Here is a 21,687-nt window from a genome sequence, read left to right on the forward strand (position 1 = left end):
TCAGAGGCCTCCGTCGTGAGTGAGCAGGTGGAGCAGGGGTGCGCCGGCGTCGGGCAGCGGGTCGTCGGCCTCCCAGGCCCGGGCGAGCGCCCCGACCGTGCCGAGCTCGCCGACCAGGACCCCGCCGACGAGCCGGTCACCGCGGACGACGACCTTGCGGTACGTGCCGCGGGTGGCGTCGGCGAGCTGCACGACGTCGTCACCGGGCAGCGCCTCGGGCTCGCCGAACGCCGCGAGGTCGAGCGGCCCGGCCTCGTGCGGCAGGGTCAGCCGGGTGAGGGTGCGGGTGCCCGCGTAGGGGCTCCGCCGCCCGGACAGCAGGTTCTCGGCGAGGGCGTCGGCCTGTTCGACGGCCGGGGTCGCGAGCCCGTAGACGCGGCCCGCGTGCTGGGCGCAGTCCCCGATCGCGCGGACACGGGGGTCCGACGTGCGCAGCTCGTCGTCGACGACGATCCCCTCGCGCACGTCGAGCCCGGCCGCCGCCGCGAGACCGGTCCGGGGGCGCACCCCGCACGCGAGGACCGTCAGATCAGTGCCGAGGACATAGCCGTCGGCGAGCTCGACGCGGCGGACCGCCCCGTCGGCGACGCCCACGCCCCGTACCCGGCACTGCGTGTGCACCTCCACGCCGAGCGAGGTGAGGTGCTCGTGCACCAGGTATGAGGACCGGGGGTCGAGCTGGCGCTCCATCAGGCGCTCGGACTGCTGTGTGAGCACCACCTGGGCGCCGCGCAGGGCGAGCGCACGGGCCGCGGACACTCCGAGGAGCCCGCCGCCGACGACGACGGCGCGTACACCGGGAGCCACCGCCCGCGACAGGGCCAGGCAGTCGTCCATGGTGCGGAAGGCGTGCACCCCTCCGGGAAGCTCCGCCGCGCCCGGCGCGAACAGGCCGCGCAGCGGTGGCAGGACCGGGTTCGATCCGGTGGCGAGCACGAGGGTGTCGTACGGGACGCCGGAGCCGTCCTCGCAGCGCACCACGCGCTCGGCGCGGTCGATGCGGACGGCTCGGGTCCGCAAGTGGGTTCCGGTGTGGCCGGGCAGCGCGATGACGTCGGCGCCGTAGCTGCCCGCGAGGACCTCGGCGAGCAGCACCCGGTTGTACGGGGCGTGCGCCTCCTCGCCGATGAGTACGGCGGCCGAGCCCAGGCGCCGGGCGAGCCGGGTACCGGCGAGGCCGGTACCGATCACCACCACGCGTCCGGTGTCCGTCGAAAAGGTCATGCACAGCAGCCTGCGGGGCCGGTGTTACCCGGCCGCATCCCTCCCGTTTCCCGCGGGGAACGCTGCGCTCAGCGCGCGAGGGGCGTCGGTGTGAGGGCTCAGCGGCTGCCTGTCAGATGCGCGAACACCACGACGTTGCCCCGGTAGCCGGTCTGCTTCGAGTAGCCGCCGCCGCAGGTGATGACGCGTAGCTCGGGCCGGTCCGCGGCGCCGTACACCTTCTTGTCGGGGAAGGCGCCGGCGTCGTAGACCTCGACGGCGTCGACGGTGAACACGGCGACGGAGCCGTCGCGGCGGTCGACCTCGATGGTGCGGCCCTTGGTGAGGGCACCCAGGTCGTAGAAGACGGCGGGACCGTCGGCGTTGTCGACGTGGCCGGCCACGACCGCCGTGCCACGGACGCCGGGCGCGGTCCCTGCCTCGTACCAGCCGGCCAGGTTCTTCTCCTTGGGCGGCGGGACGTCCAGGCTGCCCTGCGGGGTCAGGCCGAGTCCCATGAGCGGCGCGTCCACCTGGATCGAGGGGATGCGTATCCGGTCGGGCGGCGAGGAGGAGAGGGGGGCCGCGCCGGGCGGCTCGTGGCCGGTGCCGGGGTGCGCGGACGCGGCCTGGGCGGCGGACGGCTGGGGCGGTCCGTGCGTCTCGGTGCCCAGGCGCAGCAGCCAGGCGCCCAGACACAGGGCGAGAACGGTGACCGCGGCTATGAGGCCGCTGCGAACTCTTCGGCGGGGCGCCTGCGGCATCGGCTTCTCCAGGTCGAGGCGGGTGGGGGTCGCCTTCCTTCCCCGGCCGGGCGAGGGGGAGGCGCGGCCGGGGGAGGAGAGGACAAGCGGTACCAGGGGGCCGGAGGGACAGCGGAGGTCGTCCGTCCGGCGCCCGTCAGATCCCTTCGCCTCTCGCCCGGCGATGCAGGAGCCAGGTACCGCCCGCGGCGGCGACGGCGAGCGCCGCCACTCCCGCCGCGGTCTTCACGGGGTCGGTGCCGAGCGCGCCGCCGACCCCTGTCTTCACGTGGCCCTTGGGATGGACCTGGTCCGAGGAGGGGGTGAGCGCGACGATCAGATCGCCCGTCACCTGCCCGCCGCCGGAGCACTTCGCGACGATCTCGTACGTTCCGGGCTGCGCCGACGGAGGCACCTGGAACCGCCCCTCGGCGTCCTTCTCGTGCGTGCCCGGGGCGAGCATGAACGTGCCCGCGCCGACCGCGCTCGCGTCCCCGGCGGCGATGCGGGCCGCACCGCACGCGGTGGTGTTCACGGTGACCGTGGCGCCCGCGGTGGCGTTCGCCGGGTACACCTCGAGGCCGCCCGAGCCGGCGTGCGCGGGCGCGGCGGTCAGTGCCGCGGCGGCCGCGGCGAGCGCGGCAGCGGTCAGCAGGCGGGATGTGCGCATCGTGTCGTGCTCCTCCGAGGGGGCACGGCCGGCGGCACCCCCAAGTGCCGCTGCGTCGGTCACGCCCCTGCCCTGTCGAGGTAAGTGGCACTCGCCCCGGAACGCCTCCTGATGGACCATCAGAAAACGGGTGAAAGGGCGTCATCTGACACCTCGGCAGGAACATTCCAGCAGGTCATCGCTGTGCCGCGGAAAAGAACCCACAAGGAGGGCCGGAGCCGGTGAACGGGTGACCGGACCCACGTGGCGCCCGCTTGACCTCAACCAAACTTCAGGTACGAGGCTTGCCCCATGACCACCACAGCCGCACCGTCGGCCACCCCCGTTTCGGCCCCTGTCTCCGCCCCCGCCGAGGCCCCCGTCCGGATCGCCGTCGTCATCGGCAGCAACCGCGAGGGACGCTTCGGCCCCGTCGTCGCCGACTGGCTCATGTCCCTGCTCGGGGAACGCCCCGACTTCGCCGTCGACGTGATCGACGCAGCCGACACCGACCTGCCCACCGCGCTCTCCTACGACCCGTCCGCCGAGGTGCGCGCCGAGCTGGCCAAGGTCACCCCGATGCTGGCCGCGGCCGACGCCTTCGTCGTCCTCACGCCCGAGTACAACCACTCCTACCCGGCGTCCCTCAAGAACGTCATCGACTGGCACCACGCCGAATGGCAGGCCAAGCCCGTCGGCTTCGTCTCCTACGGCGGGATCTCCGGCGGCCTGCGCGCGGTCGAGCACCTGCGCACCGTCTTCGCCGAACTGCACGCCGTCACCGTCAGGGACACCGTCTCCTTCGCCGACGCGGGCAGCCAGTTCGACGCGTCCGGCACCCACCGTGACCCCGAGGCGCCGGCCGCCGCGGCGAAGTCGATGCTCGACCAGCTGGCATGGTGGGCGAAGGCGCTGCGGGAGGCGAAGGAGGTCCGCCCGTACGGCAGTTGAGGCCGGACGGACGAGGGTCCCCGCGGCCGTCGGCGGCGGGGACCCTCGTTCACACAGGTGCGACGTCAGCCCACGGACACGGCCGACCAGGTCGCGGCCACGGCGGCGTACTCCGCGCTGCCGGCCCCGTACAGGTCCTTCGCCGCGCTGAGCGTCGCCGTGCGGGCGCCCGCGTAGTTCGTCGAGGACGTCATGTAGACGGTCAGGGCCCGGTACCAGATCTTGCCGAGCTTGTCCTTGCCGATGCCGCTCAGCGTCGAGCCGTTGCACGTCGGGCTGTTGTGCTGGACGCCGCCGATGACCTTCGGCCCGCTGCCCTCGGCGAGCAGGTACGCGAAGTGGTTGGCGACCCCGGACGAGTAGTGCACGTCGAGGTTGCCGACCGACGAGCTCCAGCAGTCCGCGGAGTTGCCGTCCTTGCTGGGCTTGTCCATGAAGCGCAGCGCCGGCTGACCGAAGCCGGGCTTCACGATCTTCTCGCCGATGAGCCAGTCGCCCGGGTCGGACGCGTTGTTCGCGTAGAACTCGACGAGCGTGCCGAAGATGTCGGACGTCGCCTCGTTCAGGCCGCCGGACTCGCCCGAGTAGGTGAGCCCCGCCGTCTTCGACGTGACACCGTGCGACATCTCGTGCCCGGCGACGTCGAGCGCCACGAGCGGCCCGAACGTCGAGCCGTCACCGTCGCCGTACGTCATGCAGAAGCAGGTGTCGTCCCAGAAGGCGTTGTTGTAGTTGCTGCCGTAGTGGACGCGGTTGTACGAGCCCTTGCCGTCGCCGCCGATGCCGTTACGGCCGTGGACGTTCTTGTAGTAGTCCCACGTCGTGTCGGTGCCGTACTGGGCGTCCACGGCGGCCGACGAGCGGTCGGCGTTCGCGCCGGTGCCCCAATGGTTGTCGGCGTCGGTGAACACCACCGCGGGAGCGCGGCTCCAGCAGATGGTCAGGATGCAGCCGTCGGTCTTGTTCTGCGCGTCACCCGAGTAGGTGCCGCCCCGCGTCGCGTCCTTGAGCTGGTACGTCGATCCGGACTGGGTCGTCTCCAGCGGCACCGTGCCCGAGTAGAGGGACTTCCCGTCGCCGGTCGCGGTCTCGATGCTGTCCCAGGCGTCGATCTGCTTGCCGGTCGTGGCGTCGGTGAGGACGACACGGGCGACCGGGTTGCCGAGCGAGTCCTTGCCGGCGGCGTCGGTGCGCCAGGCCAGCTTCGGCGCGCCGTGCAGCGCGTCCACGACGAGCGCGGGCTTGGCGACGACCTTGCGCAGGAGCTCGCCCGGGTTGGCGGCGCGCAGCGCGGCGGAGGCGAGATCGGCGGCCTTCGGGGCGGGGAGGGCGGGCGTCACGCTCGGCACGGCGAGGTCGCCGCGGACCGCGCGGTTCGCCGAGCGGTAGCCGCCGTCGCGGTTCAGGTGGACGACGAAGTCGCCGCCGAGAACGGGGAGCTTGCGGAAGGTGCGGTTGTAGCGCACGTGCTGGGTGCCGTCCGGGTCGACGACGACGTCCCGCACGGAGGTGCCCTGAGCTGAGGTGAGCCCGAGGTCCCCGGCCACCGCCTGCAGCGCGGCCGCGGCGTTCCGGACGGCGTCGGCCCGGGTGGGCGGGGCGGTGTCGGCGCCCGCGGTGGGGGCGAGGGCGGCGGCCAGCAGGGTGGCGGCCGCCGTGGCTATGCCGGCGGTGGTGAGTCGCGATGTGGTCCGGGCAGGTCTCATCGGGCTCCTAGTGACGGCGCGCGGGCGCGCTGAGGGGGTCACACTGATGACGTCCCAGATTTAAGGGTCCATGACATGTCATGTCCATAGCGCCTCTGTGGCGGAGCTGTGAATAGGTGTTCACGTGCAGAATCAGGTGTGCACGGCCCGCGAAAGGAACGGACATGAACGCACTGGCCCTGACGGTCCTCACGACGACCGACGACGAGGCCAAGGCCCGCGCCCTGGCCGCGGGAGCGGTCGAAGCGCGCCTGGCGGCCTGCGCCCAGATCGCGGGCCCGGTCACGTCGGTCTACCGCTGGCAGGGCAACACGGAGACCGCACAGGAGTGGCAGGTGCTCCTCAAGACCACGGCCGACGGCTACGAGGCCCTGGAGTCATGGCTGTTGGAGGCGCACGACTACGACACCCCGGAGATCATCGCGACACCGGTGATACGGGGGAGCGCCGCGTACCTGGCGTGGATCGAGGGGGAGACGGGCGGGGCGTGAGGGCATGAGCCGGAAAGCCGGACGGCCCGAGCGCGTCAGCACCCGGGCCACGATGACTCACCGGCTCACGGCCGGCCGGCTCACCGGCCACCGCGCCGAACCGGCTCACCGGCCACTGGCTCGCAACCGACCGGCCACCGGCTGACGATCCGCCGGCAGGCGGATTGACCATCAACCGGCTGGCGACCAACTGGCCACCCGACTGCCCATCGGCCGGCCGGCCGACCGACCACCAACCGGCTCACCAACTCACCAGCTCACCAACCGGCTCGCCAGCTGACCAACTCGCCAGCTGACCAACTCGTCGATTCACGAGGGCGCTTCGCCGATTCGCGGTCTCACTTGCGCAGCAGCAGGGTGATCGTCGCCACCACGACACCGAGCGCCACGGCGCCGACGCCGTATCCGAGGCGGTGGGACCGCAGCCCCGGCAGGAAGCGGTCGACGGCGATGCGTCCGGGGCCGGTCAGGGCGAGAGCCACGGCGCCGAGTGCGATCAAGAGCTCGTACTCGATGCCCTGCGGCGCGAAGAATCCGCCGCCCCACTTCACGGCGATGGCGTTGACCAGGGTGCCGGCCACGGCGGCGGCGGCCAGCGGGGTGAGCAGGCCGAGCACGAGGCCGAGCCCGCCGAGGGTCTCGCTGAGCCCGGCGACGGCGGCGAACGCCTTCGGCGACGGGTAGCCGGAGGCGGCGAAGAACTGCCCGGTCCCGTCGATCCCGCCCCCGCCGAACCAGCCGAAGAGCTTCTGCGCGCCGTGCGCGGCCATGGTCAGGCCGAGGGCGAGGCGCAGTACGAGAAGGCCGAGGTCATAGGCGTGAGCCGGCGCGGCAGGGGTGGGGGTGCCGGGCGCGCGGAGCGGGCCGAGCTGGTTCGCGAGGGAGGTCACGTGGGGGTCTCCTGACTCGGAAATCGACATGCTTGAACTTTCAAGCTACAACCCCAAGCTAACCGCCCGACCGCCACGTTTCAAACTTGAACCACATCACCCGGGCGGTCGTCGGAGCCGGTGCCGGCCGCCTCGACCCGTACCGCGCACACCTTGAACTCCGGCATCCGGGACGTCGGATCGAGCGCGGGGTTGGTCAGGTTATTGGCGCGCCCGGCGCCTGGCCAGTGAAACGGCATGAACACCGTGTCGGGCCGGATGCCCGCGGTGATCCGGGCGGGCGCCTCGGCCCGCCCGCGCCGGGAGACGACGGCGACCGGCTCCCCCTCCGCCACCCCGATCCGCGCGGCGAGCCGCGGATGCAGCTCCACGAAGGGGCCGGGCGCGGCGGCGTTCAGCTCGGCCACGCGCCGGGTCTGCGCACCCGACTGGTACTGCGACACGACGCGCCCCGTCGTGAGATGGACCGGGAACTCGGCGTCCGGCTCCTCGGCGGCCGCACGATGCGAGACGGCGACGAAGCGGGCCCGCCCGTCCTCGGTGGCGAACCGTTCCAGAAAGAGCCGGGGCGTCCCGGGGTGTTCCTCTTCCGGACAGGGCCAGAACACCCCGTCCTCCTCGACGAGCCGCCGGTAGGAGATCCCCGCGTAATCAGCGGCTCCCCCCTCCGAGGCCCGCCGCAGCTCCTCGAAGACCTCCTCCGGATCGGCAGGGAACCCCTTCTCCACTCCCAGCCGCCCGGCCAGCTCACGCAGCACCTCCAGATCGCTCCGCACCCCGTCCGGAGGCGTGACGGCGCGGCGCCGCAGCAGCACGCGCCCCTCCAGACTGGTCACCGTCCCCGTCTCCTCGGCCCACTGGGTCACGGGCAGCACCACATCGGCGAGGGCGGCGGTCTCGGAAAGCACCACATCCGCCACGGCCAGGAAGTCGAGCGACCGCAGCCGCTCCTCCACATGCGCGGCGCGCGGCGCGGACACGACCGGGTTCGACCCCATGACCAGCAGTGCCCGTACATCCCGCCCCAGCGCGTCGAGCAGCTCGTACGCGGAACGGCCGGGGCCGGGAAGGGAGTCGGGGTCCACGCCCCACACGCCGGCCACATGCGCACGCGCCGCCGGGTCGGTCAGCTTGCGGTACCCGGGCAGCTGGTCGGCCTTCTGCCCGTGCTCGCGCCCGCCCTGCCCGTTGCCCTGCCCGGTCAGGCACCCGTACCCGGAAAGGGGCCGCCCGGCGCGCCCGGTCGCGAGGCACAGGTTGATCCAGGCGCCCACGGTGTCGGTGCCCTTGGACTGCTGCTCGGGCCCGCGCGCGGTGAGGACCATGGCGGCCTCGGGCTCGCAGAACATCCGCACGGCCTCGCGCAGTTGAGGCACGGCGACCCCGGTCACGCGCTCCACGTACTCGGGCCAGTGCGCCATCACGGCGGCCCGCGCGTCCTCCCAGCCCCGCGTCCGCGCGTGCACGAACTCCTCGTCGACGCGCCCCTCGGTCACCACCAGATGCAGCATTCCGAGGGCAAGGGCGAGATCGGTGCCGGGCCGGGGCGCGAGATGGAGGTCGGCGAGCTCGGCGGTGCGCGTGCGGCGGGGGTCGATGACGACCAGGGTGCCGCCGTTCTCCCGCAGTTCGTTCAGATAGCGGACCGCGGGGGGCATGGTCTCGGCCATGTTCGAACCGACGAGGACCACGCATCCCGTACGCGGAATGTCCTCCAGGGGGAACGGCAGCCCGCGGTCGAGCCCGAACGCGGCGAGCTGCCCCGCCGCGGCGGACGACATGCAGAAGCGACCGTTGTAGTCGATCTGGGAGGTGCCGAGCACGACCCGGGCGAACTTCCCGAGCCCGTACGCCTTCTCATTGGTGAGCCCGCCCCCGCCGAAGACCCCGCACGCGTCCGGGCCATGAGCCGAACGCGTACGGGAAAGCCCCTCGGCGACCAGGCCGAGCGCCTCGTCCCACGAGGCAGGCTCCAGCACGCCGCCCCGGCGGACCAGCGGCGCGGTCAGCCGCACGCCGGGGGCCAGCACGGCAGCGGCCGTACGCCCCTTGCCGCACAGGGCGCCCCGGTTGACGGGAAACCCGGCACGCTCCTCGACCTCGACAACACCGGAGGCAGTCGGGACGAGATTCATCCCGCACTGGAGGGAGCAGTAGGGGCAGTGAGTGGGCGTGACAGTGAGCATGGGCCCACCCTGCGCGCACCCTGTTACGCGCCGTCCCACGCCCGATTACACGCAAGACACGACGCCCTCATAGCGCCACAGGCGGCCCGGTGAGAACGAGTACCGGCGGATGAGCGCGAAACGTCGCGAGGGGACACCGGTACCGCCGGCCCGGCGAGAACGAACAGCGGCGGATCAGCCGCAAAACCGCCGCGAGGGGACACCGGTACCGCCGGCCCGGCGAGAACGAACAGCGGCGGATCAGCCGCAATACCGTCGCGAGGGGACGTGGGGGTGTGTCCGCCCGCAGCACGGAGGTGCGGGCGCCGGTGAAGGTACACGGGGCGGAGGCGCCGCGATGGCGAGGACGGACACACCCCCGCGGCCCCGCCCCACGACGCACGAGACGCCTCAGCGAGGCCGCACCCTCAGAGCGACGCGCAGCGAGACCCCACCCCAGAACACGCGCAGCGAGGCTGCCCCCGAAGCGACGCGCAGCGAGACCTCACCCCAGAACACGCGCAGCGAGGCCGCATCCTCAGAGCGACGCGCAGCGAGACCCCACCCCAGAACCACGCGCAGCGAGGCTGCCCCCGAAGCGACGCGCAGCGAGACCTCACCCCAGAACACGCGCAGCGAGGCTGCCCCCGAAGCGACGCGCAGCGAGACCCCACCCCAGAACCACGCGCAGCGAGACCCCACCCTCAGAGCGACGCTCAACGACGCCGTACCTCCAGAGCCTCCCGAACCCCGGGCTCCTTGTCCCCGAGGAACCGGGGATCGGGCCGGAACACGGAATCGACCACGGCCTTGCCCGCCGCGAACACCTCACGGGCCCCGCCGTAATACCAGGTCACGTCGTGCCGGTCGTCGACACCGACCCCGTACGACGAGACGCCCGCGGCCTCGCACAGGGCGACCGCGCGCCGGATATGGAAGTCCTGGCTGATCAGCACGGCCCGGTCGACCCCGAAGATCTTCTTGGCGCGCACGCAAGAGTCCCAGGTGTCGAACCCGGCGTAGTCGCTGACGACAGCGTCGCCGGGCACCCCGTGCCGGGTCAGATAGGCGCGCATCGCGTCGGGCTCGTCGTAGTCCTCGCGGCTGTTGTCGCCGGTCACGAGAACCACCCGGATCCGCCCGTCGCGATAGAGCTGGGCCGCCGCGTCGAGCCGGTGCGCGAGATAGGGCGACGGCTCGCCCTCCCACAGCCCGGCCCCGAACACCACGGCGACATCGGTGCGCGGCGCATCGTCGACCGTACGCAGCCGGTCCCCGGTCACGACGAACAGCCACGTCGCCGGCAACAGCGCCAGCACACACACGGCCATCGCGCCCTGTACGAACCGCCGCCACCCCCGCCGCGTACGCGGCAACCGGATCCGCACCACTGACCACCCCTGCTCGAAAACGTCGTCGCACGACTGGACGCACGTCTGCGCCGGCCGGTTCACACGGCAGCGGGAACCCCGACCACCTCACACGCGCCCGAACACGCGGTGAGCCCCGGGGAAGCGACGCGTCACCGCCCCGCAACGACGCCGCAACCTCCCCCGGGCAGGATCGATTCATGACGGCGTCGAAACATCAGCGCGACGAGCCCACCGGCACGGCCCACCTCGACAGTACGGCGCAACTCATGACCAGGATCACCAGCCAGCTCGGCACCCAGCTCAGCCACGTCCGGCCCGACGGCAGCCGCCGCAACCCCCCGCAGACACGGCCCGCACCGTCCACCCCGCCCGCCCTGGTCGTCGTGGCGCACGGCAGCCGCGACCCGAGGGCGCTCGCCACGGTCCACGCCCTGCTCGACAAGGTGCGCGAGGAACGCCCGGGACTCCCCGTCCACCTCGGCCACATCGAGCTGAACGAACCGCTCCTGACCGACACGCTCGCGGGCCTCGCCCCCGGCCGGGCCGTCCTCGCCCCGCTGCTCCTGTCGCGCGGCTACCACGTCAAGCAGGACATCCCGGCAGCCCTGGCCACGGCCCCGCACCTGACGGCCCGCGTCGCCCCGCCGCTGGGCCCGCACCCGCTCCTGGTGGAAACGCTGTACGCCCGCCTGGTGGAGGCCGGCTGGGACCCGCGCCCCGACGCCCGCACGCGCAGGGAAAGCGGTGTGGTCCTCGCGGCGGCGGGCTCCCGCGACCCCGACTCGGCCGCCGACACGGCCCGCACGGCCGCACTCCTGGCCGAGCGGCTGGGTGTCCCGGTCGTGCCGGCCTACGCGAGTGCCGCCGCCCCCACCGTCCCGGCCGCGCTGCGCGCTCTCGCCGTCAGAGGGAGGCACCGCGCCGCCGTCGCCGCGTACTTCACGGCGCCGGGCCGCTTCGCCACCCAGTGCGCGCAGGCCGCCCCCTGGATAGCCGCGGCCCCGCTCGGGGCGCACACGGCGATGGCCCGCCTCCTCCTCCACCGCTACGACGGGACCCTCGCGTCCCCGGCGGCCGCCCCCGTACAGCGCCAACTCACGTCGGCCTGACCGTTTGTCACCGCATGCCCTTACTGTCAGTCCATGGAAGGCACGCACGAGACACCCGCAGCGAACCACGAAACACCCGCCACGAAGAATCCGACCGCCCCGACTGTCCCGACCGCGCCGTCCCACGCCACCGACCCGTCCGGCTATGACGCCGCCTCGGTGGAGCGCTGGGCACCCGAGCCCGACAAACGCCCCGGCCGCACCGCCTTCCAGCGCGACCGCGCCCGCGTCCTGCACTCCTCGGCACTGCGCCGCCTCGCGGGCAAGACCCAGGTCGTCACCCCGGGCACGATGAACCGCGCCTGGGACGCCAGCCCCCGCACCCGGCTGACGCACTCCCTGGAATGCGCGCAGGTGGGCCGGGAGCTCGGCGCGGCACTCGGCTGCGACCCGGACCTCGTCGAGACGGCCTGCCTCTCGCACGACATGGGCCATCCGCCCTTCGGGCACAACGGCGAACAGGCGCTGAACGAGGTGGCGCAGGACTGCGGCGGCTTCGAGGGGAACGCGCAGTCGCTGCGCCTGCTGACGCGTATCGAACCCAAGCGCTTCGTCCACAGCGCCGACACGGACGAGCTGGTCAGCGTGGGACTGAACCTGACGCGCGCCGCGCTCGACGCCGCGACGAAGTACCCGTGGCCCCGCGGCGGCCACCCCACCGACCCGGCCTCGCCCAAGTTCGGTGTGTACGAGGACGACCGCCCGGTGTTCGACTGGATCCGCAAGGAGTCACCCGAGCGCAGGACCTGCTTCGAGGCGCAGGTGATGGACTGGTCGGACGATGTCGCGTACTCGGTGCACGATCTGGAGGACGGGCTGCACGCCGGCCACCTCGACCCGAACATGCTGCACGCGGAGCCCGAGCGCCGTGACATCTACGCGGTCGCGATCGGCCGTTACGTACCGGCGGACACGGACCCCGAAGAGCTCGCGGCGGCGCTCGACCGGCTCCTCGACCAGGAGTGGTGGCCGCACGGCTACGACGGCACGGCCGTCGCCCAGGCCCGCCTCAAGGACGCGACGAGCCAGCTCATCGGCCGCTTCTGCCTCGCCGCGGAGGGCGCCACCCGCGCCCGCCACGGCACGGGCCGCCTCACGCGCTACGAGGCCGAACTGGTGGTGCCGCGCGAGGCGCGGTACGAATGCGCGGTTCTCAAGGCGGTCGCCGACCGGTACGTGATGCAGCGCCCGCAGCAGGAGCGGCTCCGCGCCGACCAGCGCATCGTCGTGGCGGAGCTCGCCGAGGCGCTCACCCGCCGCGCGCCCGACGGTCTCGACCCGCAGTTCCGCGCCCTGTTCGACACGGCGGGCGACGACCGTGCCCGCAAGCGCGTGATCGTCGACCAGATCGCCTCCCTCACCGACGCCTCGGCCCGCGAGCTGCACGCGAGGCTCACGGGGCCGCGTCCCTGAGCACGTCGCCTGGCGGGGTGCGGCGACGCAGGACGGTGCTGCCGCTCCCCGCTCCCCGCTTCCCGCTCCGCAGCGAACCGAGCCGTCCCGCCTGCCGCAGGACCGCCCGCGCTGCGCCGCGGAGCGGGTTCGTGCGGGTCGCGCTCCTGCGCACGGTCGTCGTCCTCGCCCGCACGGTCGTCGTCCTCGTCGCGAATCCGGCCATCGACCACTGGGCGTGACGAAAAGATGCCCTGTTCGGGCCATGCCCCCTTCCCGCATCACGCTCCGTGCGGGACGCTCGCATCTGGCGCCATGGCAAAGAGGAGGCATCACGTGGTCGACGCGGATCAGACGTTCGTCATTGTCGGAGGCGGGCTCGCCGGAGCGAAAGCGGCCGAGACGCTGCGCTCCGAGGGCTTCAACGGCAGAGTGATCCTCATCGGGGACGAGGGAGATCATCCGTACGAACGCCCACCCCTGTCCAAGGGCTATCTCCAGGGCAAGGAGGAACGGGACAGCGTCTTCGTCCACGAACCGGCCTGGTACGCACAGAACGACATCGAGCTGCACCTCGGCCAGACCGTCGTCGCGGTCGACCCGGCCGTGAAGAACGTCCGGCTGGGCGACGGCACGGTCGTCCACTACGACAAGCTGCTCCTGGTCACCGGCGCGGAGCCGCGCCGCATGGACATCCCGGGCACCGAGCTCGCCGGCGTGCACCACCTGCGCCGCCTCGCCCACGCGGAGCGCCTCAAGGGCGTCCTCGCCTCCCTCGGCCGGGACAACGGCCACATCGTGATCGCGGGCGCGGGCTGGATCGGCCTGGAGGTCGCCGCGGCGGCCCGCGAGTACGGCGCCGAGGTCACCGTCGTCGAGCCCGAGGCGACCCCGCTGCACGCGGTCCTCGGCCCCGAGATCGGCCAGATCTTCGCCGACCTGCACGCCGAGCACGGCGTCCGCTTCCACTTCGGGACCCGCCTCACCGGCATCACCGGCCAGGACGGCATGGTCCTCGCCGCCCTCACCGACGACGGCGACGAGCACCCGGCCCACGACGTGCTCGCCGCGATCGGCGCCGCCCCGCGCACCTCGCTCGCCGAGTCCGCCGGGATCGAACTCGCCGACCGGTCGCACGGCGGCGGCATCGCCGTGGACGCCTCGCTGCGCACCTCCGACCCGGACATCTACGCGGCCGGTGACGTGGCGGCCGTGCAGCACCCCCTCTTCGGGACCAGGCTGCGCGTCGAGCACTGGGCCAACGCGCTCAACGGCGGCCCGGCCGCCGCCCGCGCCATGCTGGGCCAGGAGGTGACGTACGACCGTGTGCCGTACTTCTTCTCCGACCAGTACGACGTCGGCCTCGAGTACTCGGGCTGGGCGCCCCCGGGCTCGTACGACCAGGTCGTCATCCGCGGGGACGCGGGCAAGCGGCAGTTCATCGCGTTCTGGCTCAAGGACGGGCGGGTGCTCGCCGGGATGAACGTGAACGTGTGGGACGTCACGGAAACCATCCAGGCACTCATCCGCAGCGGGGTCAGGCCCGGGGCGGACCGCCTGTCGGATCCGTCCGTCGCGCTCACGGCGCTCCTCGAGGGGGAGGACGGGTGACGTGAGTGTCGGCGGCTCGCCGTAGAATCCTTGCGTGGCAGGCAGGATCAATGACGAGGACGTGAAGGCGGTCCGGGACGCGGTCCCGATCGACGCCGTGGTGTCCGAATACCTGCAACTGCGCAACGCGGGCGGCGGGAACCTGAAGGGCCTGTGCCCCTTCCACGACGAGAAGTCTCCGTCCTTCCAGGTCAGCCCCAGCAAGGGTCTCTTCCACTGCTTCGGCTGCCAGGAGGGCGGCGACACCATCACGTTCGTGATGAAGGTCGACCACCTCTCCTTCTCCGAGGTCGTCGAGCGCCTCGCCGGTCAGGCGGGCATCACCCTGCGGTACGAGGAGGGCGGCTACAACCCCTCGCACCAGCGCGGTGAACGCATCCGCCTGGTCGAGGCGCACAAGGTGGCCGCCCAGTTCTACATGGACCAGCTGGAGAGCGCCGAGGCGGAGATCGGCCGCAAGTTCCTCGCCGAGCGCGGCTTCGACCAGGCCGCCGCCGCGCACTTCGGCGTCGGCTACAGCCCGGCCGGCTGGGACCACCTCACGCGCTTCCTGCGCGGCAAGGGCTTCACCGACAAGGAGCTCATCACCTCCGGGATCTCCCAGGAGGGCCGCCGCGGGCCCATCGACCGCTTCCGCGGCCGTCTCATGTGGCCCATCCGCGACATCGGCGGCGAGGTCGTCGGCTTCGGCGCCCGCCGTCTGCGTGAGGACGACAACGGTCCGAAGTACCTGAACACGCCGGAGACACCGATCTACCGGAAGTCTCAGGTCCTCTACGGCATCGACCTCGCCAAGAAGGAGATCGCCAAGTCGAGCCGCGCGGTCGTCGTCGAGGGCTACACGGACGTCATGGCCTGCCACCTGGCCGGCATCACGACCGCCATCGCGACCTGCGGCACCGCCTTCGGCGGCGACCACATCAAGATCCTTCGCCGCCTCCTGATGGACAACGGCAGCGCCCGTGTGATCTTCACCTTCGACGGTGACTCGGCGGGCCAGAAGGCCGCCCTGCGCGCCTTCGAGGACGACCAGAAGTTCGCCGCCGAGACGTACATCGCCGTCGCCCCCGACGGCATGGACCCCTGCGACCTGCGCCTGGCCAAGGGCGACGAGGCGGTCGCCGACCTCGTCGAACCCCGCACCCCCCTCTTCGAGTTCGCCCTGCGCCACATCGTCTCCCGCTACGACCTGGAGACCCCCGCGGGCCGCGCCGCCGCGCTCGACGAGGCAGCCCCCGTCGTCGCCCGGATCAAGAACAGCGGCGCGCAGCACGAGGTCGCCGTCCAGCTCGCCGGCATGCTCGGCATCCTGGACACCCAGTTCGTCGTCAAGCGTGTCTCGCAGCTCGCCCGCTGGGCCCGTGACCGCGGCGGCCGTGGCCCCGCCCCGGCCCGCCCGCAGCAGCCCTACGAGGCCGCGGCGACCCGCGCGTCCGCCGCGGGCCCCGCCCTCACCCTGCGCAACCCCGTGTACGCCACCGAGCGCGAGCTACTCAAACTCGCCCTCCAGCGGCCCGAGTTGGTCTCCCCGGCCTTCGACGCGTACGGCGTGGACGAGTTCACCGCCGCCCCGTACGCCGCGGTGCGCGAGGCGATCATCGAGGCGGGCGGCGCCGACCTCGGCACCCAGGACCCGCAGGCATATCTCGTACGGGTACGGGAGGCGGCCCCCGACGACGCGGTGCGCGCCATGGTCACCGAGCTCGCCGTCGAGGCCATCCTGCGCAGATCCGTCGACGAGGTCTACGCGGGCCAGCAGCTCGTCGCCGTGCGCCGCCGTGCCGTCGACCGGCGCATCCGGGACGTGCAGGGCTCCCTGACCCGTCTGGGCTCGCACAGTGACCCGGCGCGCCTGTCCGCCGTCCAGGAGGAGCTGATGGTCCTCCAGCGCTACGACAGGGCTCTGCAGGACCTCGGCGCGCAGGCGCTCTGAGCGCTCGGTCCCCGACGGCCCGGGACGAGGTCCGCCCGGCCGGTTTCGTCCCGCCGCGCAGGGGCAGGCGTCGTGCACGGTAACCGAGCGGTCACGCACCGGACTCAAAAAGTCACCGCACGCCCCTCGTGGCGGCGTTGTGTCGTACAGCACACTGGGTCCGGTGCCTGAGTCCTCGGAGCGCGGCCGGAACCCCGACAAGGGGTCCGACACCCCCGCGGTTCCGCCTAACGCGTACGGGACGGACAGCGGTGTGGCCGCCGTCGCCGATCCCGGTGTACCCCTGCCGCACGCCTCAGCAGCGATCACCTTGGAGGTCGCCCCCGTGCAGACCCAGACCCTCAGTCAGACCGGTGCCGCGCGTCAGAGCGCCCAGGGCACCCCCGCGCCGGACACGGACGCGGAGCCGCTTCCGGCCGTCCCCCAGCAGCGGGGACCGGAGAACCATCCGGACTCCGACCCGCCCGGCGATCCCGCCGACACCCCACAGCCGGCCGACACGGCCGAGCTGCCGGAGCCGGAGTCGGATCCGGAACGGCGGGAAGCCGGCCCCCGACCGCCCGTCGCCCTCCTCCTCGACACCGTGGACGCCGAGACTCCCGAGCCCCCGCCCTCGCGCGGCCGCACCGACACCGGCGGCCCCTCCTCGGACCTCTTCCGCCAGTACCTGCGCGAGATCGGACGGATCCCGCTGCTCACGGCCGCGGAGGAGGTCGACCTGGCCCGCAAGGTCGAGGCCGGTCTGTTCGCCGAGGAGAAGCTGACGGGCACCCCGGACCCGGACTCCCAGCTCGCCATCGACCTCGACAGACTCGTCGTGATGGGCCGGATGGCCAAGCGCCGCCTCATCGAGGCCAACCTGCGCCTCGTCGTCTCGGTAGCCAAGCGCTACGTGGGCCGCGGCCTGACCATGCTGGACCTGGTCCAGGAGGGAAACCTCGGCCTGATCAGGGCGGTCGAGAAGTTCGACTACGCCCGCGGCTACAAGTTCTCGACGTACGCCACCTGGTGGATCCGGCAGGCCATGTCACGCGCCCTCGCCGACCAGGCCCGCACGATCCGCGTCCCGGTCCACGTGGTCGAGCTGATCAACCGGGTCGTGCGCGTGCAGCGCCGCATGCTCCAGGAACGCGGCTACGAACCCACGCCCGAAGAGGTCGCCGACCACCTCGACCTGCCGCCCGAGCGGGTCAGCGAAGTCCTGCGCCTGGCCCAGGAACCGGTGTCGCTGCACGCTCCCGTGGGCGAGGAGGACGACGTCGCGCTGGGCGACCTGATCGAGGACGGCGACGCGACGTCCCCCGTCGAGTCGGCCGCGTTCCTCCTCCTGCGCGAACACCTGGAGGCGGTCCTCTCCACCCTCGGCGAACGCGAACGCAAGGTGGTCCAGCTCCGTTACGGCCTGGCGGACGGCCGCCCCCGCACACTGGAGGAGATCGGCCGCATATTCGGGGTGACCCGGGAACGCATCCGCCAGATCGAGTCCAAGACCCTGAACAAACTCAGGGACCACGCTTTCGCGGACCAGCTGAGGGGCTACTTGGACTGAGGGCGGCGCCCCGTAAGGGGCGCGGGGAACGGCGCGCTCAACCCCACGGCCCGCAGCCGGACCATCGGGGGCGCGGGGAACTGCGCACTCAGCTCAGCCACGAACGACCCGCACGCAGAACCCCGCCCCCCAAGACGCGCCTACTCCACCTCCGCCACGGCCTGCGCGAACTGAGCCTCGTACAGCCGCTCGTACGCCCCGCCCGCGGCGCGCAGCGCGTCGTGGGTGCCCTGCTCCACGATGTCCCCGCTCTCCATCACCAGGATGGTGTCGGCGTCGCGGATCGTGGACAGCCGGTGAGCGATGACGAAGCTGGTCCGCCCGTGGGCGAGCCGCGCCATCGCCTTCTGGATGAGCACCTCGGTACGGGTGTCGACGGAGCTCGTCGCCTCGTCGAGGACGAGTATCACCGGGTCCGAGAGGAACGCGCGCGCGATGGTGATGAGCTGCTTCTCACCGGCGCTGACCCCCGACCCCTCGTCGTCGATCACGGTGTCGTAGCCCTCGGGCAGCGTCCGGATGAACCGGTCCGCGTGGGCGGCCCGCGCCGCTTCCTCGATCTGCTCCCGGGTGACGTCCTTCGCCGCGCCGTACGCGATGTTGTCCGCGATCGTGCCGCCGAACAGCCACGTGTCCTGGAGGACCATGCCGATCCCGGAACGGAGTTCGTCGCGCGACATCTTCGCCACGTCGACCCCGTCGAGGGTGATGCGCCCGCCGGTGACCTCGTAGAAGCGGAGCAGCAGGTTGACCAGCGTCGTCTTTCCGGCGCCCGTCGGGCCGACGATGGCGACGGTGTGCCCCGGCTCCACGGCGAGGGACAGGTCCTCGATGAGCGGCTTGTCCTGCTCGTAGCGGAAGGACACGTTCTCGAACTCGACGAGCCCGCGCAGCAGATCGGGCTTCTCGCCCGGCACCGGGTCGGCCTCCTGCTCGTCCGCGTCGAGCAGTTCGAAGATCCGCTCGGCCGAGGCGACGCCCGACTGCACCAGGTTCGCCATCGAGGCGACCTGCGTCAGCGGCATGGAGAACTGCCGCGAGTACTGGATGAACGCCTGGACGTCACCGATCGACAGCGAACCCGAGGCGACCCGCAGGCCACCCACCACGGCGACCAGCACATAGTTGAGGTTCGACACGAAGAACATCAGCGGCTGCATCATCCCGCTGTTGAACTGTGCCTTGAACCCGGCCTCGTAGAGCGCGTCGTTCTGCTCGGCGAACGCCTTGGCCGACTCCTCCTGGCGCCCGAAGACCTTCACCAGGTTGTGGCCGGTGTACATCTCCTCGATGTGCGCGTTCAGCTTGCCGGTGGTCTTCCACTGCTGCACGAACTGCGGCTGCGACCGCTTGCCGACCCGCGTCGCGATCAGGAACGACAGCGGCACCGTCACCAGTGCCACCAGCGCGAGCAGCGGCGAGATCCAGAACATCATCACCAGCACACCGATGATGGTGAGCAGCGAGTTGATGAGCTGGCCCATCGTCTGCTGGAGCGTCTGCCCGATGTTGTCGATGTCGTTCGTGGCGCGGCTGAGGACCTCACCGCGCTGGCGCTTGTCGAAGTACGACAGCGGAAGGCGCGACAGCTTCGCCTGGATGTCCTCGCGCATCCGGAAGACGGTCTTGTTGAGCGCCAGGTTGGACAGCCGCGTCGCCACGGCCATCAGCAGACCGGCCCCCAGGAAGGTGCACAGGGCGAGCCCGAGCACGGAGCCCACGGCCCCGAAGTCGATGCCCTGGCCGGGCGTGAAGTCGATCCCGGAGAGCATGTCGGCGACCCCGGAGTCACCCTTGGCCCGCATCGCCTCGATGACCTGCGCCTTGCTGCTCCCGGCGGGCATCTGACGCCCGATGATGCCCGCGAAGACCAGGTCGGTCGCCCGGCCCAGGATCTTCGGGCCCAGCACCGACAGGCCCACACTCAGGACGACACACGCGACCATCGCGTACATCGTCGTCTTCTCGGGCTTGAACTGCCTGATGAGCCGCTTGCCCGAGCCCTTGAAGTCCATCGAACGCTGGTCGGGGCCCCCGGCCATCATCCGCCCGCCTGGCCCCGCCATCAGGCCGCCTCCGCTTCCGTCAGCTGGGAGAGAACGATCTCCCGGTATGTCGCATTGCCGTCCATCAGCTCGTGATGGGTGCCCGTGCCCACGACATGGCCCTCGTCGAGGACCACGATGCGGTCCGCGTCGCGGATGGTGGAGACCCGCTGGGCCACGATCACCACGGTCGCCTCGGAGGTCTCGTGACCCAGCGCGGCCCGCAGCGCGGCGTCCGTCGCGTAGTCGAGCGCGGAGAACGAGTCGTCGAAGAGATAGATCTCGGGCCGCTGCACCAGCGTCCGCGCGATCGCGAGCCGCTGGCGCTGTCCGCCGGACACATTGGTGCCGCCCTGCGAGATCGGGGAGTCGAGCCCGTTCTCCAGCTTCTTCACGAAGTCCTTGGCCTGCGCCACCTCCAGGGCGTGCCACAGCTCTTCGTCGGTCGCGTCCGGATTGCCGTACCGCAGATTCGTCGCGACCGTGCCCGCGAAGAGGTACGGCTTCTGCGGCACGAGCCCGACGGTCCTGGCGAGCAGCGCGGGGTCGATGGTGCGCACGTCGACACCGTCCACCAGAACCTCGCCGTCCGTCGCGTCGAACAGGCGCGGCACCAGGCCGAGAAGGGTGGACTTGCCGCTGCCGGTCGAGCCGATGACGGCGGTCGTCTCGCCGGGGCGCGCGGTGACCTGGATGGCCTTGAGCACGGGTTCCTCGGCGCCCGGGTAGCGGAAGCCCGCGTCCCGGATCTCCAGGTGGCCGTGGCTGCGCAGCTCCCGCACCGGCGAGGCCGGTGGCACGACGCTGGACTCGGTGGAGAGGACCTCCTGGATGCGCTCGGCGCAGACCTCGGCGCGCGGCACCATCATGAACATGAAGGTGGCCATCATGACGCTCATCACGATCTGCATCAGATAGGCGAGGAACGCGGTGAGCGCGCCGATCTGCATGCCGCCGCTGTCGATGCGGTGCGCGCCGAACCAGACGACGGCGATCGACGAGATGTTCACCACGGTCATGACGATCGGGAACATCAGCGCGAGGAGCTTGCCGGTGCCGAGGGAGACCTCGGTCAGATCGGCGTTGGCCTCGCGGAAGCGATCCTTCTCGTAGCCGTCGCGCACGAAGGCGCGGATGACGCGGTTGCCGGTGATCTGCTCGCGCAGCACCCGGTTCACCGTGTCGAGCCGCACCTGCATGGTGCGGAACAGCGGCCGCAGGCGGCGCACGATCAGACTGACGCTGATCCCGAGGACCGGGACCACGGCGAGCAGCACGCCCGACAGGGGCACGTCCTGGCCCAGCGCCATGACGATGCCGCCGACACACATGATCGGCGCCGACACCATCAGCGTGAACGTCATGAGCGTGAGCATCTGGACCTGCTGCACGTCGTTCGTCGTGCGGGTGATCAGGGACGGCGCCCCGAACTGGCCCATCTCGCGCGCCGAGAAGGACTGCACGCGGTCGAACACGGAGGCCCGGACGTCCCGTCCGAGCGCGGCCGCGGTGCGGGCGCCGTAGAACACGGCGCCGATGTTGCAGACCATCTGGACCACGGTGATCGCGATCATGATGGCGCCGAACGTCAGGATGTAGCCCGTGTCCCCCTTCACGACACCGTTGTCAATGATGTCCGCGTTGAGGGTGGGCAGATAGAGCGACGCGCAGGTCTGCAGGAACTGCAGCAGTACGAGCACGCCGATGGGTTTCTTGTACGGACCGAGGTAGGTCCGCAGGAGTCGTATGAGCACGCTCGGTCTCTCGAAGTCGGCCGTCATGAGGGGTCATTGGTGCACGACCCTCATCGTCCGACACTCCACCCGTGTTACCTCAACCGATTTAGCCAAGAGCCCGCCAAGAAACCCACGTGGAGC

General features: G+C 71.7%; 17 protein-coding genes. 8 read left to right on the forward strand and 9 right to left on the reverse strand.

The window, feature by feature from the left end:
- The 3 genes from OHO83_RS29930 to OHO83_RS29940 all read right to left on the reverse strand — a co-directional run bounded on the left by OHO83_RS29930 (window position 1) and on the right by OHO83_RS29940 (window position 2,616).
- Window positions 1–1,224: an NAD(P)/FAD-dependent oxidoreductase gene (locus OHO83_RS29930; RefSeq protein ID WP_329435335.1), complete on the reverse strand. Its 1,224-nt coding sequence runs from the start codon at window positions 1,222–1,224 to the stop codon at window positions 1–3.
- 98 nt (window positions 1,225–1,322) lie between these two features.
- Window positions 1,323–1,967 carry a class F sortase gene (locus OHO83_RS29935; protein ID WP_266670322.1) on the reverse strand — a complete coding sequence of 215 codons (645 nt, stop codon included), beginning with the start codon at window positions 1,965–1,967 and terminating at the stop codon, window positions 1,323–1,325.
- A gap of 136 nt (window positions 1,968–2,103) precedes the next feature.
- Window positions 2,104–2,616, reverse strand: coding sequence for a hypothetical protein (locus OHO83_RS29940; protein ID WP_266670320.1), 513 nt, complete (start codon window positions 2,614–2,616; stop codon window positions 2,104–2,106).
- Window positions 2,617–2,907: 291 nt separating this feature from the next.
- Between OHO83_RS29940 and OHO83_RS29945 the strand changes: the two genes are divergently transcribed.
- Complete coding sequence (locus tag OHO83_RS29945; protein ID WP_266670318.1) at window positions 2,908–3,546, forward strand: NADPH-dependent FMN reductase; 639 nt, start codon at window positions 2,908–2,910, stop codon at window positions 3,544–3,546.
- A gap of 65 nt (window positions 3,547–3,611) precedes the next feature.
- Here the strand turns inward: OHO83_RS29945 and OHO83_RS29950 are convergent, their stop codons facing one another.
- Window positions 3,612–5,252, reverse strand: coding sequence for a M4 family metallopeptidase (locus tag OHO83_RS29950; RefSeq protein ID WP_266670316.1), 1,641 nt, complete (start codon window positions 5,250–5,252; stop codon window positions 3,612–3,614).
- A 164-nt stretch (window positions 5,253–5,416) separates the two neighbouring features.
- Here OHO83_RS29950 and cutA point away from each other — a divergent pair, with 164 nt between their 5' ends.
- The gene (gene cutA, locus OHO83_RS29955) at window positions 5,417–5,743 is read left to right on the forward strand and encodes a divalent-cation tolerance protein CutA (protein ID WP_266670314.1); all 327 of its coding nucleotides are present in this window, start codon (window positions 5,417–5,419) and stop codon (window positions 5,741–5,743) included.
- Between the two features lie 338 nt (window positions 5,744–6,081).
- Here cutA and OHO83_RS29960 read toward each other — a convergent pair whose 3' ends face one another.
- The 3 genes from OHO83_RS29960 to OHO83_RS29970 form a co-directional block, all read right to left on the reverse strand.
- Window positions 6,082–6,633 (reverse strand): DoxX family protein, encoded by a 552-nt coding sequence (locus OHO83_RS29960; protein ID WP_382510890.1) that lies wholly within the window; start codon window positions 6,631–6,633, stop codon window positions 6,082–6,084.
- 80 nt (window positions 6,634–6,713) lie between these two features.
- On the reverse strand, window positions 6,714–8,819 hold the full coding sequence (locus OHO83_RS29965) for a molybdopterin oxidoreductase family protein (protein ID WP_266670312.1): 2,106 nt from the start codon (window positions 8,817–8,819) through the stop codon (window positions 6,714–6,716).
- 695 nt (window positions 8,820–9,514) lie between these two features.
- Window positions 9,515–10,129 (reverse strand): SanA/YdcF family protein, encoded by a 615-nt coding sequence (locus OHO83_RS29970; RefSeq protein WP_266676325.1) that lies wholly within the window; start codon window positions 10,127–10,129, stop codon window positions 9,515–9,517.
- A gap of 239 nt (window positions 10,130–10,368) precedes the next feature.
- Here OHO83_RS29970 and OHO83_RS29975 point away from each other — a divergent pair, with 239 nt between their 5' ends.
- The 6 genes from OHO83_RS29975 to OHO83_RS30000 all read left to right on the forward strand — a co-directional run bounded on the left by OHO83_RS29975 (window position 10,369) and on the right by OHO83_RS30000 (window position 17,765).
- Window positions 10,369–11,280 carry a sirohydrochlorin chelatase gene (locus tag OHO83_RS29975; protein ID WP_266670310.1) on the forward strand — a complete coding sequence of 304 codons (912 nt, stop codon included), beginning with the start codon at window positions 10,369–10,371 and terminating at the stop codon, window positions 11,278–11,280.
- Window positions 11,281–11,313: 33 nt separating this feature from the next.
- Window positions 11,314–12,693 (forward strand): deoxyguanosinetriphosphate triphosphohydrolase, encoded by a 1,380-nt coding sequence (locus tag OHO83_RS29980; RefSeq protein ID WP_266670308.1) that lies wholly within the window; start codon window positions 11,314–11,316, stop codon window positions 12,691–12,693.
- 17 nt (window positions 12,694–12,710) lie between these two features.
- Window positions 12,711–12,914, forward strand: coding sequence for a hypothetical protein (locus tag OHO83_RS29985; RefSeq protein WP_266670306.1), 204 nt, complete (start codon window positions 12,711–12,713; stop codon window positions 12,912–12,914).
- A gap of 94 nt (window positions 12,915–13,008) precedes the next feature.
- A complete protein-coding gene (locus OHO83_RS29990) occupies window positions 13,009–14,283 on the forward strand; it encodes an NAD(P)/FAD-dependent oxidoreductase (protein ID WP_266670304.1) in 1,275 nt (424 codons plus the stop codon).
- Between the two features lie 34 nt (window positions 14,284–14,317).
- Window positions 14,318–16,216, forward strand: a complete 1,899-nt coding sequence (gene dnaG, locus OHO83_RS29995; protein ID WP_266670302.1) for a DNA primase — start codon at window positions 14,318–14,320, stop codon at window positions 16,214–16,216.
- A 163-nt stretch (window positions 16,217–16,379) separates the two neighbouring features.
- Window positions 16,380–17,765, forward strand: coding sequence for an RNA polymerase sigma factor (locus tag OHO83_RS30000; protein WP_330279995.1), 1,386 nt, complete (start codon window positions 16,380–16,382; stop codon window positions 17,763–17,765).
- A gap of 140 nt (window positions 17,766–17,905) precedes the next feature.
- On the opposite strand, the gene OHO83_RS30005 is transcribed toward OHO83_RS30000, so the two are convergent.
- On the reverse strand, window positions 17,906–19,831 hold the full coding sequence (locus OHO83_RS30005; protein ID WP_266670298.1) for an ABC transporter ATP-binding protein: 1,926 nt from the start codon (window positions 19,829–19,831) through the stop codon (window positions 17,906–17,908).
- Window positions 19,831–21,564 carry an ABC transporter ATP-binding protein gene (locus OHO83_RS30010; RefSeq protein ID WP_330280809.1) on the reverse strand — a complete coding sequence of 578 codons (1,734 nt, stop codon included), beginning with the start codon at window positions 21,562–21,564 and terminating at the stop codon, window positions 19,831–19,833. The genes OHO83_RS30005 and OHO83_RS30010 overlap by 1 nt, the downstream gene beginning before the upstream one ends.
- Window positions 21,565–21,687 lie beyond the last annotated feature (123 nt).

This window comes from Streptomyces sp. NBC_00569 (genome assembly GCF_036345255.1).
Lineage (GTDB): Bacteria > Actinomycetota > Actinomycetes > Streptomycetales > Streptomycetaceae > Streptomyces.

Bases quoted from the DNA above. Each gene is read 5' to 3' on its own strand.
- OHO83_RS29980 (WP_266670308.1), top strand. From the start codon at position 11,314: ATGGAAGGCACGCACGAGACACCCGCAGCGAACCACGAAACACCCGCC.
- cutA (WP_266670314.1), top strand. From the start codon at position 5,417: ATGAACGCACTGGCCCTGACGGTCCTCACGACGACCGACGACGAGGCC.
- OHO83_RS29940 (WP_266670320.1), bottom strand. From the start codon at position 2,616: ATGCGCACATCCCGCCTGCTGACCGCTGCCGCGCTCGCCGCGGCCGCC.
- OHO83_RS29970 (WP_266676325.1), bottom strand. From the start codon at position 10,129: ATGGCCGTGTGTGTGCTGGCGCTGTTGCCGGCGACGTGGCTGTTCGTC.
- OHO83_RS29965 (WP_266670312.1), bottom strand. From the start codon at position 8,819: ATGCTCACTGTCACGCCCACTCACTGCCCCTACTGCTCCCTCCAGTGC.
- OHO83_RS29945 (WP_266670318.1), top strand. From the start codon at position 2,908: ATGACCACCACAGCCGCACCGTCGGCCACCCCCGTTTCGGCCCCTGTC.
- OHO83_RS29935 (WP_266670322.1), bottom strand. From the start codon at position 1,967: ATGCCGCAGGCGCCCCGCCGAAGAGTTCGCAGCGGCCTCATAGCCGCG.
- OHO83_RS30005 (WP_266670298.1), bottom strand. From the start codon at position 19,831: ATGGCGGGGCCAGGCGGGCGGATGATGGCCGGGGGCCCCGACCAGCGT.
- OHO83_RS29975 (WP_266670310.1), top strand. From the start codon at position 10,369: ATGACGGCGTCGAAACATCAGCGCGACGAGCCCACCGGCACGGCCCAC.
- OHO83_RS29930 (WP_329435335.1), bottom strand. From the start codon at position 1,224: ATGACCTTTTCGACGGACACCGGACGCGTGGTGGTGATCGGTACCGGC.
- OHO83_RS29950 (WP_266670316.1), bottom strand. From the start codon at position 5,252: ATGAGACCTGCCCGGACCACATCGCGACTCACCACCGCCGGCATAGCC.